The sequence below is a fragment of the Mycoplasmopsis felis genome (genome assembly GCF_034647055.2).
Lineage (GTDB): Bacteria > Bacillota_I > Bacilli_A > Mycoplasmatales > Metamycoplasmataceae > Mycoplasmopsis > Mycoplasmopsis felis.
The window spans coordinates 285,247-299,934 of the sequence record NZ_CP141047.2; the positions used below are offsets into that span (position 1 = coordinate 285,247).

At 24.1% G+C, this 14,688-nt stretch carries 10 protein-coding genes and 2 tRNA genes; 8 read left to right on the forward strand and 4 right to left on the reverse strand.

The genetic code is table 4. From position 1 onward, the window contains the following. Nucleotides 1-2 precede the first annotated feature (2 nt). The 6 genes from RRG59_RS01295 (at nt 3) to RRG59_RS01320 (ending at nt 7,050) form a co-directional block, all read left to right on the forward strand. The gene (locus RRG59_RS01295; protein ID WP_322902580.1) at nt 3-1,055 is read left to right on the forward strand and encodes an ABC transporter ATP-binding protein; all 1,053 of its coding nucleotides are present in this window, start codon (nt 3-5) and stop codon (nt 1,053-1,055) included. Then, entirely contained in the window at nt 1,048-3,486 is a 2,439-nt protein-coding gene (locus tag RRG59_RS01300; protein ID WP_322902582.1) for an ATP-binding cassette domain-containing protein, read from the forward strand. The genes RRG59_RS01295 and RRG59_RS01300 overlap by 8 nt, the downstream gene beginning before the upstream one ends. 2 nt (nt 3,487-3,488) lie before the next feature. Next, nucleotides 3,489-3,929: a hypothetical protein gene (locus tag RRG59_RS01305; protein WP_322902583.1), complete on the forward strand. Its 441-nt coding sequence runs from the start codon at nt 3,489-3,491 to the stop codon at nt 3,927-3,929. 73 nt (nt 3,930-4,002) lie between these two features. Beyond that, nucleotides 4,003-5,382, forward strand: coding sequence for a dihydrolipoyl dehydrogenase (locus RRG59_RS01310; RefSeq protein WP_322902584.1), 1,380 nt, complete (start codon nt 4,003-4,005; stop codon nt 5,380-5,382). Next, the gene (locus tag RRG59_RS01315) at nt 5,382-6,506 is read left to right on the forward strand and encodes a nicotinamide mononucleotide transporter family protein (protein ID WP_322902585.1); all 1,125 of its coding nucleotides are present in this window, start codon (nt 5,382-5,384) and stop codon (nt 6,504-6,506) included. Before RRG59_RS01310 ends, RRG59_RS01315 begins: the two co-directional genes overlap by 1 nt. Before the next feature lie 34 nt (nt 6,507-6,540). Continuing rightward, nucleotides 6,541-7,050, forward strand: coding sequence for an adenine phosphoribosyltransferase (locus tag RRG59_RS01320; protein ID WP_036430752.1), 510 nt, complete (start codon nt 6,541-6,543; stop codon nt 7,048-7,050). A 35-nt stretch (nt 7,051-7,085) separates the two neighbouring features. On the opposite strand, the gene RRG59_RS01325 is transcribed toward RRG59_RS01320, so the two are convergent. Further along, nucleotides 7,086-8,843 (reverse strand): hypothetical protein, encoded by a 1,758-nt coding sequence (locus RRG59_RS01325; RefSeq protein WP_322902587.1) that lies wholly within the window; start codon nt 8,841-8,843, stop codon nt 7,086-7,088. Between the two features lie 208 nt (nt 8,844-9,051). Between RRG59_RS01325 and RRG59_RS01330 the strand changes: the two genes are divergently transcribed. Then, a tRNA-Cys gene (locus tag RRG59_RS01330) sits at nt 9,052-9,126 on the forward strand. Nucleotides 9,127-9,139: 13 nt separating this feature from the next. Then, nucleotides 9,140-9,216 (forward strand) — tRNA-Arg (locus tag RRG59_RS01335). Between the two features lie 648 nt (nt 9,217-9,864). Here the strand turns inward: RRG59_RS01335 and RRG59_RS01340 are convergent. The 3 genes from RRG59_RS01340 to RRG59_RS01350 all read right to left on the reverse strand — a co-directional run bounded on the left by RRG59_RS01340 (nt 9,865) and on the right by RRG59_RS01350 (nt 14,650). Then, on the reverse strand, nt 9,865-12,120 hold the full coding sequence (locus RRG59_RS01340; RefSeq protein WP_322902588.1) for a hypothetical protein: 2,256 nt from the start codon (nt 12,118-12,120) through the stop codon (nt 9,865-9,867). A 263-nt stretch (nt 12,121-12,383) separates the two neighbouring features. Next, nucleotides 12,384-12,704, reverse strand: coding sequence for a hypothetical protein (locus RRG59_RS01345; RefSeq protein ID WP_322902590.1), 321 nt, complete (start codon nt 12,702-12,704; stop codon nt 12,384-12,386). 281 nt (nt 12,705-12,985) lie between these two features. Then, nucleotides 12,986-14,650, reverse strand: coding sequence for an IS1634 family transposase (locus tag RRG59_RS01350; protein ID WP_322902592.1), 1,665 nt, complete (start codon nt 14,648-14,650; stop codon nt 12,986-12,988). Between the last annotated feature and the right edge of the window lie 38 nt (nt 14,651-14,688).

Consider the following 14,688-nt stretch of genomic DNA (forward strand, 5'->3'; position numbering starts at 1 on the left):
TTATGTCTAAAGAAGAATTACTAGTAGTAAAAGACTTAAAAGTTAGTTTTAAATCTGGTTATAATAAATTCATTACAATTGTTCGTGGAATAGATTTAACAATTCACAAAGGAGAAATAATAGGAATAGTAGGTGAATCAGGATCAGGAAAATCTGTTACATCAAAATCATTTTTAAACATTAATGAAAATGCGGTTGTTTCAGCAGAAAAAATGGAAATTGATGGTATTGATTTAACAGATAAAAAATCAAATAGATTTTGACAAACAGTCAGAGGACATAAAATAGGTTATATTCCCCAAGATCCATTAACATCTTTAAACCCTACTCGTAAAATAGGAAAACAATTATTGGATGCTTTAAATAAAAATGAAGATTGAAATAAAAAAACTTATCAAGAAAAAAGAAAATACTTAGTTAGTTTATTAGAACAATTTGGAATTAGAAATCCTGAAAGTGTTTTTGATATGTACCCACACACATTAAGTGGTGGTATGAAACAACGTATAGTTATTACTATGGTTGTTGCTTTAAAACCGAGTTTAATAATTGCAGATGAACCAACTACAGCATTAGATCCTACTGTTCAAGCATCAGTTTTAGCTTTATTTGAAGAAATTAGAACTAAATTAAATATTGCAATTGTTTTAATTAGCCACAATATTTCAGTAGTTGCTAAGTTTTGTGAATATATATATGTAATGTATGCAGGAAAAATAGTAGAAAGAGGAACAAAGAAAGATATTTTCACCAATCCACAACATCCTTATACATGAGCTTTAATTTCAGCTATACCCGAAAATAAAGAAGATAGATTGTATTCAATCAAAGGAACTCCACCTGATATGAATAATTTACCACTCGGAGATGCTTTTGCACCAAGGAATGATTATGCATTAGAAATCGATTTTATTAAAGAACCACCATTATTTGAAATATCAAATACCCATGCTGCTGCAACTTGATTATTACATCCAGATGCACCAAAATTTGAACTTTCACCAGAATTAACAAAACGTTTAGAAAACTTTAGAAAGGTATTTAAAGATGAGTAAAAAAACTATTTTAGAAATTAACAATTTAAAAAAGTTTTTTGTTAATAAAAATATTATTAATAAAGCAGTTGATGATGTTTCTTTTGACCTAAAAGAAGGTGAAATTGTTGGTTTAATCGGTGAATCAGGTTCAGGTAAAACAACAATAGGAAGATCATTATTAAGATTATACGATGATTATAATGGTTTTGTTAGACTAGATGGAAAGTTAATTTCTGGTAAAAAGATTTCTCGTAAAACTAATAAATTTATGAGAAAAAATATTCAAATGATTTTCCAAGACCCAATGGCAGCACTAAATGGTCAAAATACAGTTTTCTCTATCTTGAAAGAGAGTTTAGTAGTAAATAAAATAATTACTAACCAAATTAAAGACATTAAAAAAGATTGATACCAAGTTCAAGATAATTTTCATTTTACATTTTTAGAATCTGCTTTATCATTGAAGTTAGAAAACCTTAAAATAGCAAATTCTTTAATGGAACCTTTTGTTGAAAAGTGAAATAAGTATCTTTTAGAAATTGACTTTGAAAAAGAAGAATCAAGTTTTGAAGATAAGTTTAATCATTATTTTTCTTATTTAGAAGAAAAAAGCAAAAATAATTCAAAAATAATTAACTCACTGTATAAAAATACAGAAAAATTAATTAGTTTATATAATGATAGTCAAAATCATTTTAGAAATAGTGAAATTGATTTTGATGAACTACAATTAAAAAATGCAAAAAGTGAATTAAAAAAACAAAAAGATTTATTAAAACATACATCAAAATATTATGAATATAAAGAAACAACAAAGCAAGACTTTAAAACTTTATATTCAGTTTATTCTCAATGAAAAGAAGAATATTTTAACTCACTAAATTCAATAAATAACTTATATGCTGAATTAAAAAATGAAGCTAAATTATTAAAAAATGAAGCTTATACATCTCCTTATGTAGATTTTTATGCTTACAAATTAAAGTTATATTTATTGAACAAATATACTGCTGTATTCTTTAAAAAACAAAAAAGAAATTTATTGTACTTAAAATTTGAAGATTTACAAAGTTTAATTAAAGAAATAGAAAGCGCTTCATTAAAATTCTTTTTAGAGGAATTAAACATAGAAGTTTTATCATTTAAATCATTAAATGAATATAAAAAACATATAGAAACTTTAATTAAAACCAAATTTATAGTGAATATAGACAACTATATAATAAAATCCAAAGAATTTACTAAATTATATAAAGATCAAAGAAAGCATTCGGTACAAACATTTACCAGAAACTTTAAGAAAACTTTTATAGAGTTTTTCAAAAAACCAGTCAAAAATATTGATAATTTCAAGCAAGCACAACAAAATTATCAAACTGCACATGATAATTGAAAAAAAGAGTTAGAGCATTATGTTAATGATTATAATTTAAGAATTGAATCCTTAAATAAAGAAATATATAACCAGGAAGTATTATCAAAAGAATTAAATGAAAATAATAAAGCATTATTAGTTAAGTTTTTTGAAAAGCATAAAGAGTTCATTAAGTATTTTAAACAAAATGGGATTCAAAAAACTAAAGAGTTAATTAAAGACAAAAAAATTGAATTAAAAAATAATTCTACTAATGAAAAGATAAAAAAATCTATTTTAAAATTAGAAAATAAATTATCTCAATATAATGTTGATTTAAAAGTTTATAAATCAAATGTAAAAGACAAGTTAAATAGTATTAAAGCTTTTGATATTGAATCTAAATATTTAAATAAAGACTTAAGTAATATATATGTCTTTTTAGGTATTTCTAAATATGATTTATGAGTTAAAAATCTAAAAATAAGACCATATTTAAATTGTTTAACTAAGTGATATAGATTAAGAGAAATCAAAAATCTTTTAACAAGAACAACTATATATAAAAGTTTAGAAGATGTTGGATTATTAAAACAATTTGCATACAGATACCCACATGAATTTTCAGGTGGACAACGTCAAAGGATAGTTATAGCTCGTGCTTTAATAACACAACCCAAAGTTATAGTAGCAGATGAACCAATTGCATCTTTAGATATTTCTATTCAAGCACAAGTTGTAAACTTATTAAAAGATTTATGTAAAGAAAAAAATATTGCAATGATTTTTATTGCTCATGACTTATCAATGATTGAATATATAGCAGATCGTGTACAAATTATGCACTTAGGTAAAATAGTTGAATCAGGCTATACTGAATCTATTTACAAAAAACCAATTCATCCATATACAATTAATTTATTTAAAGCAATACCGAAAATTTCAAATGCAAATGAAAAATTCCAAGAAGTTAAGTTTGAACTTTCATATATGTCTGAGCAAGTATATCCAAATATTCCTTATGTTCATGAAGTATATGAAAATAAACATTATGTTTATGGAACTAAAGAACAAGTTGATAAATGAACTAAATAATTATGTGAATTAAATTCATAAATTCAACAAAAAACCAATTCCAAAACAAACGTTTTTATTTAATTTCATTAGTTTATTTATTAATTTTCATTGGTCTTTTGATCCTGTCTATTATTTTAAAAAAACACTATAAAAATAACTTAATTGATAGTTTTTTAGTTAGTTCTGTAGTTAGTTTTTGTTTAGTTTTATTAATTCTAGTATTTAAATGAGGATTTATGGAACGAACTTTTGAAAAATTTAAAGAGCAAAAAAGTTTATCACAAAAAATTTCTCTAGAAAAAAAACTATCAAAAATGAATGAAATAGAAAAAAAAGTATATTTAGAACAAGTTATTAAAAAACCAAAACAAAAAGTTTTTAAGTCAAATTATCCTTTTTATTTTAATTTATTTATTTATTTAATTTTAAGTATTATTTTTATAATAATAAGTTTAGTCTAATAAAAAAGTTATAAAAACGCAAAAAAATTATAAATTTTTGCGTTTTTTCATTTTAATGTATATAATAATTTTTATGAGAAAAGAAGATAAAATTTATGACGTAATAATTATTGGAGCAGGCCCTGGTGGGTATACACTAGCAGGTATTTTATCTAATAATAATCTAAAAGTAGCAATAATAGAAAAAGAGGATTTAGGTGGAACTTGTGTAAATAGAGGTTGCATTTCAACTAAAACATTATTAAAGTCCACTAAAGTTATTGAAACAGTAAAAAATAGTGATAAATTCGGTATATTAAGTCAATATAATGGTTTTGACTTTAATAAGATTAAAGAAAGAAGAATACAAAACAAAGAATTACTTAATAATGCAATTCACAATCATTTAACTAATTCAGGAGTTGAAATAATTAAAGGTATTGCAAATGTAATTGATGATAATACTGTATCAGTGAATGATGAAAATATTAAATTTAAAAATTTAGTTATAGCAACGGGTTCTAAAAACAATGAGTTAGACGTACCTGGTTCAAAAGAAGGTTATTTATCAAATTACTTAATTGATTCAGATTCTGGATTAACATTGAATGAAGTACCAAAAAAATTAACCATTATTGGAGATGGTCCAATTTCACTTGAGTTTGCTAATTTTTATAGTAATTTAGACTCAGAAGTTACAATAATAACAAATAAGTCATTTATGAGTAATTTTGATGAAACATTATCTACTAAAGTTAAAGAATATTTAACTAATAAGAAAATAAAAATAATAGAAAATTCAAAAATTTTAAGAGTTAATCAATATTCTATAAATATCTTAACAGATCAAGAATTGGAAATTTTTTCTGATAAAGTTTTGATTGCTATAGGAAGAAGTGCTAATATATCTTGCATTAATGAATTAGATATTGAATTAAACAAAAAAAACTTTATTAAAGTTAATTCACAAATGAAAACAAATTTAGATAACATATATGCTTTAGGTGATGTAACAGGGATAATGCAATTGTCTTCAGTTGCTTATAAAACAGCTGATATTATTGCTAGAAATATTTTAAACACTAAATACCAAGAACTATTAAACACTAATTTAGTACCTTGATCTATTTATTTAAATCCAGAAATAGCAGGAGTAGGAAAAAATGCTAATCAGTTAAAAGAAGAAAATATAGAGTTCAATGAAATTCTTTTATCAAGTAAATCATTACCAAGAGCACATGCTGAAGGTTTTGCAAATGATTTATATTTTATTAAATTCCTAGTATCAAAAGAAGATGATCAAATATTAGGTTGTTTTATATTTTTAGAAGGTGCATCAATATTAATTAATCAAATTGCATTTGCTATGTATCACAATATTACATTTAGTGATTTACAAAAATCAATATATACCCATCCAACTATAGCAGAAGCATTATATTACACATCAAGAAATCAAGTATTTAAAAAATAATGTTAAGTTTCTTATCAAAACATAAAGTTAAACTAGAAATATTTTATGTTATTCTAAATATTTCTAGTTTATTCTTCTTATCCATTTTTGATGTAGATGGAAATAATTGAGTTTGATTAACTAACAAAAGTACTTGAATAAAATTTATTAATGTCTTTGTAGCATTTTCTGGTATTTTTGGAATTTTATCTTTATATGCATTTGCTAGACATTTAAAATTTGGGTATTTCTTTGGTTTAATAAATACAGTTTTTTATATGTTATTTGCATTTAGTAATCAATTAATTATTGATGGTTTTATAAATTTATTTATGTATATTCCAATATTATTGTTTAGTTTTTTTAAAACAAAAATTAAAAAACAAATTAAATTTGAATATTTTGTATCTACTATATATACATGATCTTTCTTTATTGTTTTAATAATTTTATTTTGAGTAATTTTCTATTTTTTAAGTTCTCCAATTAACAATTTGTTTAATATAATATTTAATTTAACACCATCGGAGTTTGGTTCTTTTTATAATTATCAATTAGCAGGTAAAATTTTAATATCATTAATAAATTCATTATCATTAGTAGCTTTATTAATGTTATCATTAGGTTTTAAAGAAAATTGATATGTATGATTAGTTAAAAACATTTTTTCATATATTTTCTTTGGAGGAATTGGATTTTTATCAGTAACAGTGATTTTAATTAATGTTGTTTTTATGAATTTATCTCTTTATTTTTATTTTATATCAGATAAAACTAAAGAAATTAGAATTTATGTTAAAGATTTAAATCCTGATAATTTAATATATAACTCTAAATTTAATTTTGTTTTAGTTGAAGGTATAAATGAAATAACATATTCCCTAAAACAAGGTAAAGAATCCTTTAAACTACATTTAAAAGAATTCAAGAAAACTTTTTCTAAAAAGCAAAATATTATAAATTTTGATTTAAATAATGTTTTAAATACAATTAATTTAAATATTAAATTAAAGAATAAACAAGAAAAAATATTATGAAAAGTGCAATTTTACATATATAAATTCTCTATTTTATTAAGACCAAAATATAATCATTCTTTTTCTTTATTAGAATATAGAGTTTATGTTCAAAAGAACATAAACTAAGTAATTTTAAATAATAATAGTTTATAATTTTATTATGGATATAAAACAATTAATAAGAGATGTTCCTAATTTCCCAAAACAAGGAGTGATTTTTAAAGATATTTCACCGCTTTTAGCAAATGGACAAGCTTTAAATTATACAATTAACAAAATTTGCGAATATAGCAATGATGCAGATATTATAGTAGGTCCAGATGCCCGCGGTTTCCTTTTTGGAACACCGGTTGCTGCTTTTTTAAAAAAACCATTTATAATGGTAAGAAAACCAAATAAACTACCTGGACCAGTTATTTCGATGTCATATGATTTAGAATATGGTTCTAATTCACTAGAAATTCAAAAAGATTTTGTAAAACCTCAGCAAACTGCAGTTATAGTAGATGATGTTTTAGCAACAGGAGGTACTACAAAAGCAATTATTAAACTTCTTGAATCTCAAGGAGTTATAGTTAAAAAAGTTGTTGTTTTACTTGAACTAGAGGAATTAAAGGGTAGACAATTAATAGGTGATTCAGTTGAAACTATTTCTTTAATTAAAGTATAAAAACAACAAGATTTCATTCTTGTTGTTTTCTTACATTAATTTAGGTTAAAAGTTTGTTCGTGTTCTGATCCATCATTTAAAGTATATTTAAATACCAATGTTTTAGTTGCTTCATCTCATGTAGATTTAGGGAAAGAAGTTTTAGGGTTTCTACTTTTATTTTTAGGTTTTGCTTCATATTTAAATTTGCTTTCTAATGAAGGGTCAGTTAATTCAAATAATTTATTATCTACTTTATTTCCCCCATTTGCTATTCCTAAAAATACTTCTGAATTTACTTTATATAATTGCAAACCTTCAAATTTATTTTTTTTATTATTTCTATTCAAGACTTTATTTATTTGATCTATTATTGTTTGATTTGTGACATTTTCTTTTAATCTAAGAGCTTCGTTTATATTACTTGCTGTGTATTTTGTAGGTGAAGGAGATGGTTCTCCAGGATTCACAGCAGGTTCTGGTTGAGTTGATGGTTGTTCATTGTTGCTTGGTTGAGAAACATTTGCTGGAGGTGTTTCTGAATCTGTTGGTTCTTCTGGTTTATTTGTTGTAGCATCGTTTGAATGAATGTTGTTACTTGGTGATTCAGAAGGAACTTCTGACGGAGATTCTGTTGGTTGTGTATTTGAATTATCTCCATTGCCATTTTGACGAGAATTACCATAGTTATCAGGTTGTGATTGTATTTCTAATTTGAAACTTTGTTCATAAATGGTGTTATCTGTGTCATCTTTTATTTTATATTTAAATACTAGTGTTTTAGTTGCTTCGTCTCATGTTGATTCAGGAAACCTATTATTATTTTTCTTGGTATTTTCTGTTGCTGGAATTATTTTTGCATCAAAATCAGGATTTGTATATGTAAATAGTTTATTATCATCTTTATTAGAACCGCTTAATATTCCGAAAAACTTCACAGTTTTATCTGTGTATTTTTGTATACCCGGGAATATATTATTTTTTGATTTTAACATAGACTGAATTTTGTCATATATTTTTTGATCACTAACTTCTGTAATTTTTTGTAAAGGATTTACTTTAATATCTGCATTTTCAACAACAGGTGCTTCTATTGGTTTAGGTTCTTCAGTTGAAGTAGTCGGTTTTTCAGTATTAGAAGGTTGCTCTTTTTTTGGTGGGTTAAATTCTTTTAATTCAACATTCAATGTAAATCTTTGTTCATAAACTTGATCTTCTTTATTACCTTTAATTTTGTATCTAAAAATTAATGTTTTATTTTCATTATCTCACTCAGAATGATTAAATCTTTTCTGTATATTTTTTTCATCTTTATTATCTCAGTCGGTGAGCAAATTATAAAAATCATCTTTTTTAGCTTTAAATAGTTTATTATCTACATCATTTCCTCCACCAGATATACCAATAAAGACATTATTATCCACATTATAAACTTGTAAACCCCTTATTTTAGTTTCATTAGTAAACTTAGAAAATATTTTGTCATAAATTTGTTGGTCTGTTATTCCTTCTACTCTTTGCAATGGATTGGTTTTTATTTCTTCAATTAAGTTTTCATTTGCATGAACTGTAGGATTATCATTGTCAAGTGTTTTGCTATCTTCACCACCATTACCTGGTGCCGGGCTTATTGGTGGTAGTGGTTGAGGAGTAGGTGCCGGATTTGGCTCAGGTATTGGTGGTGTAACTTGTTTATCCGTTGTTCCTGTGTTATTTCCTGGTTCTTCATTTTTATCGCAACTCATTGCTATTGCAGGAATAATAGTTATTGAGCTACTTAATAAAAATAAATATTTGATTTTCTTTAATTTCATATTCTCTCCAAATTACTTATATATTTTTATTTTAATATTTTATTTTATATATAAATGATTTTTATCTTAATATAAGAAATATTAGTCAAAAAATGTGGAAAATTTCACATTATAAGAAAAAAAATTAAAAATCACAAACTTTTAATATATATTAAAAGTTTTGAAAAATAAAAAAAGATATTATAATATAAAAGCAATTATTCACATAGGCACTATAGCCAAATGGCCAAGGCATGGGTCTGCAAAACCTTGAGTGCGGGTTCGAATCCCGTTAGTGCCTCCATATATTTATAAAAGCGCTCGTAGCTCAACTGGACAGAGTGTTAGGTTACGGCCCTAAAGGTTGCGGGTTCGACTCCTGCCGGGCGCGCCATTTATAAAATCAATAATAAAAGACACATTTTCAAATGTGTCTTTTATTATTGATTTTCATATTTATTTTGATTTTATACTTTTGTGCTTTTTAAGAATTTAAGAATCTTAAATTGTATCTGTTTATCATTATATATTTTGTTCTTTTAAAAATGCATCATTTAATTTAATTTGTTTTATTTATCCATTATTGATTCATTTTAATTTTTATATGGATTTGTTTCTTGTGCGTTTATTTTGAACAAGTAAGTTCTTGAATAATTAGGTTAATTATAACATCTTCTATAGTTGAATATAGTTCTCTATTAACAACAAGAAATTTAATTATTTTTTTATTTGTTGTTTTTAACTGTGTTCATATTTTTATATCAAATGAAAATGAAATTTATTATTATGAATATCTTAAAATCTTATAAAGAGAATAAAAGGATTTCTTCATTAAATTTAGATAATAGCTAATTATGTACAAAAAATACTAAAATATAAATATTTTAGTATTTTTATAAAAGGTTAATTTGAATTTTCTTTTCTGCTTTTTTTTAATGTATTTAAATGACTTTTTAAATCTAAAGAGGTTTATGTTTCTCTTGATTTTGTTACTATTTACTGTTCATCAATACTTAGCAGAAAATTCTAAAATAACATAATGTTAGTTGTTATGTTGAACATTTAATGTAATTACTTTTTTATTTTCATTATCTTTAATTAAGGTTATTTTAAATTGTTTTGAAATGATTTTATTATTTAATGTTTGAGTTTGAATTTCTTCTATTACAACACCTAAATTATTATGTAAAGCACTAGAATTATTTTCACTTTCACGGTTTTTAATAGTAATATGTGTTGAACTTAATGTTGATAAATCAATGTTATCATTTACTTGAATTGTTTTAGTTGAATTATTATTAATGTCTAATAAGAATGAATTAGGTATATTATTTTGACTATTGAATTCAATAGCAATATTTTGAGGGATGTTAATTTGATCTAAGTTTTTATATGTTTCAATGTTGTTTGAGTTTTCTCATTTTGTTTTACCAGAATCTGTTAATTTTATTAGCTCAACTTCATTAAATCCGACAACACCATAATTTGTTGTTGCTTTGTCTTGTGTTTCTGGTATAGTTTGTCCTTTAATACCTTCTATTTCTGGAGCTTCAAATTCAAATCTGATATATTTTGCTTTTACAGGGTCAAAATTTATTTCTACGGTATTAGTATTATTATTATTATTTACATTAGAAACTTCTCCAGTATTTGTTAAAGTAAATAATTGTTCTTTTGTTTCTTTATCTTGATTTTTTACTCTTTCAAATTTTGTTCCATCTAATGAATAATACAATTTAATATATTTGGTTGGAAAAGCTTTACCAGATTGAAGACCAAGTGAGTATCCTCTGACTCTAGTTCATAAATTAAACTTGCTAACAAAAACACCTTCATCATTTTCTTTAATTTTAATTGTTATATAATTTTTTGCATCTTGTTCCCTACCATAAAAAGCTCATGTGTCTCAGCTTGATGATTGTTCTCTATTTCCGTCAACAATTTTTGATAATTCATTATTTTTTGGGTTATGATTAAATGATTGATTGGTATCGATTTCTAAATGATTAGTACCACTAAGAGTATTTAAATCAGCTTGTTCATATGTAACAGCAGTTTTTGTTATCCCTCTAAGAACCACATTTAAATAATCAAAATCTGTTTGACTACCTGTTTTAAGTTTTTTTCCAATAAAAGTTTCTAAACCATCTTTAACTAATTTATCAACATTTGTGGTTGCACTAGGTTGTGCGGGTGTGTTTGTGTTTGCTGTTGGTGTTTCCTCACCTGATTGATTGCTTTCTTGAGTACCTGTTTGTTGAGCATTATCTCCATTTGTTTGTGAAGAGTTATCTGTACCTGTGGTACCTGAAGTATCTGAAGTATCTGAATTATCAGTATTTGCTGCATTGTCTTGTTGTGATACTTCTTCTAGATTTTCAAACATTCAACCTTGATCGATTAGTGATTTTAATGCTTCTTTTACTGGTGTATCTTTAAAAGCAAAAACCAATTGCACATCTTCAAATGATTTTGATGCTGTAACGACAGTAGGTGCTTTATCTAACTCAGTTTTGTATTCATTTGCTTTTGCTATTGCTGCAGATAATTTTCCTTTTGCTGAATTTAATTCTTCAACATTAACATTATTTTTATTTTTTATTGTTGTTGCTTTATCTTTTTCTTCTTTTAATTCTTCTTTTATTTGAGTATATTTTTGTTCTGATAATGAAGTAATTAATGAATTTGCTTTGGTTATTTCAGTTTCTAAATCAACTTTTGATTTAGAAACTTTTGCTTCTTGTATTTTAGTAGTTAAAGAATTTATAGATTCTGTAACATTAGCATCAGTGCTTTCATTATTATCTACAACAGCTTGTGCAGATGTTTTAACACTCAACAATTCTTGTTTAATTGAATTATATTGTTGTTGAGATAAGTTTTGATCAATATAAGTTTGTAATTCTTGTATTTTGCTTATTAATTGACTTTTATCTACGTTTTTCTTTGGATTATCAATTTTGTGTTTGTTTGCTTTTGCATTGTTCAAAGCAGTTTCTAATCTAGTAGTAGCTTGATCAACTTGTTGCTGTGTAGCAGAAGCATTGTTTAAAACTTCTGAACTTGTGTTTTTTTCTGTATTTAATTCAGTTTTAATTGATGAGTATTTTGCATCATTTAAATTGTCGATAAATGAATTTACTTCATTTATTTTATTTCTTAAATTATCTTTAGACACAACTTCAGTTTTCTTACCTGGTTCACTATTTTTAGTTCCACATGCTGCAGAAATAAAAATAGGTGATGTAATAGCAGTTATGCTAGAAACCATTAAAAAATATTTATTACGTTTTTTCATAATAATTTATTTATTTAAATAAATACCTTTCTTATAAGTATATAATTCAATATATATATATATAAGAATTTATTATGAATATTTATATTTTATTTATAAACATTCATAATAATTTTATACTTTTTTTAAAATATTGTTTTAATTTTATTATTAAAAAAATGTTCATAACACTTGCAAAAGTAGTAGATGAATGTTTTGAAATATATGATTTAATTTTTTGTATAATTTTGATCTAATAATACTTGAATAAAAAATAAATATTTTTATTCAAACATACTTGATGATTGAGCATTAATTTTCTTAAAGTCAATATTAGTTTTTAATGAACTAAAAGTTTTATCAACAACATCTCTTAATTTATTGAATTTTAATATTTTTTTCTTTAACTGGGAAACTCAGGAAAATCAAACAAATTTTGATAAATTCTCTGATATTTTAAATCTTATTATATCTACTATTAATAATATGAATTGATATAACTGACTTTGAGCATCTTTATGAGTACTTAACGGATCATTACACAAGGTTAGAGAAGATTGAAATAATATGATGAAGAAATCTGAATATAGAATGTTTTTAGACAAATACAGTAGAATAATTTATGCAGGTTACACACATTAAAGAAAAAACTCTGATATACAGTGAATTATATTTTCAAGACTCAACAAGAATAGCGAGAATAATACTTTATTTTATTTTATATCTTTTTGCTTTATATTTATTAGTAGCTGGTATCTATATGTTAATAAAACCTAATTTTATTCAGATAGGCACAATTATATTTAATGTTTTTGCTTCTCCTGAGTTTCTGAGTTAATTAAGATAAAAAGACGAATAACCCTATGAAATAGGGAAATTCGTCTTTTTATATATCTAATTTACTATGTATAAAATCTGTGAATTTTTTAATTAATATATAATTCTGAAAATCTTTTTTGTTATTTTCATTTGTTTCAAATAATGTCTCTATTATTTTGTTATCAACCTTTTTAACTATTTTGTTAGCTGTTAATATAGCTTTAATAAAGTTATCAGTTGTTATTTTAAAATCAATAAGTCCTGCATCTTTTTTAAATGACTCATTCAATAAGTGAATTATTGTCTTAATTATTACTAAAGATAAATAACACAAGATAAAGTGACCTTTAATATGAGAATTGGTTCATACATATACAGGTCTTACTTTTAACGCTGTTTTTAATGTTCTAAAATTTTCTTCAATTCTTCATTGGTTTTGGTAAATTTGAACTACTTCTTGTGGTGTTAAATCAGTTCTATTTGTTTCATATACATAAATACCATCGAACTTTTTATCTTCTAAGACTTTTTCACAATTTAGTTCAAAATCACTACGACCTATTTGTTTAAAAAACTTATATTTTTTTGAAGCAAACATTTGTTCACCTCTAACAATTCCGTCTTTATTTTGTCTTTTCTCAAAATTATTTATGAGTATTTTACGATCTTCTCTATCTTTAATTGCTCTTGATTTTGAATAAGTAATAATTCTTCTTCTAGTTTTCCCGTTAAATCTTTTGTTGTTTCATAATGACTTATATTCAATTTCTTTATATCTAAATTCAGAATTACCAACATAACCGTTTTGATCTAAAATATAGTTCTTAAATTCAGCGCTTCCTGACTTTGCTCTATATGAAATAATAAAATTTATACCTAAATCTTCTAAAAAACGAATATTTCTATTTGTGGACATACCTTTATCAGAAATAATGGTTATGTTATTAATTTGATAAGTTTGTTTTAAGTCTAAAATAAAAGGGATAAAAGTATTTGGATCTGCTGTATTTCCTTTGAATAATTTCATATGAATTGGTATTCCATTAATATCAGTTGCCATACCCAAAACAACTTGGTCTTCTTTAAATTTTCCGTCTTTTGAATAACCAGGAAATCTCAATCCATCTCTTTGAAAAGTTTCAAAATAAACAGTTGACGAATCAAAGAAAACAAGTTCAATTTCTCTGTTAGTAATTTTACTTAATTTATTGTTTAAGTTCTTTAAAATACCTTTTTCATTTTCTACTAATACATCTAAAAGAGAATAAAATGCATCTTTTTGTGATTTTATTGTATTAATAAAGTTATCTTTAATTTCAAAATTTCTAATGATACTATTTGAATTAATTATTCTAGAAGCAATGCAATATTCTAAAATTGATTTTAAATCCTTATGCTTGGTTTTTGATATCGATTCAAAGATTTGTAGTTTGTCTATAAATTTATAAATAACTTCTATTCCATAGTTAATTGAATTAACTGTAATTTTTTGATTTTGAATAGAATTTAGTAATTCTTGTTTAACGAAATCTTTTTCCATATCTTCTGTAAGTTCTTTTGCTTTTGTTTTTAAAATAGAAATAACATCAGGATTAATTTGTTCTAATTGTTCTAACCAACCCAAACCAATTTGTTTCTTAGTACCAGCACCATAACCACCAGAAATTCCAGCAAAAATATATATTCCTTTTGCTCTTTTGCTTTTTCCAATTATGTAATTATTCACTTTCATATAATAATTATACATTGTAATCATAGTATTCAAAACAA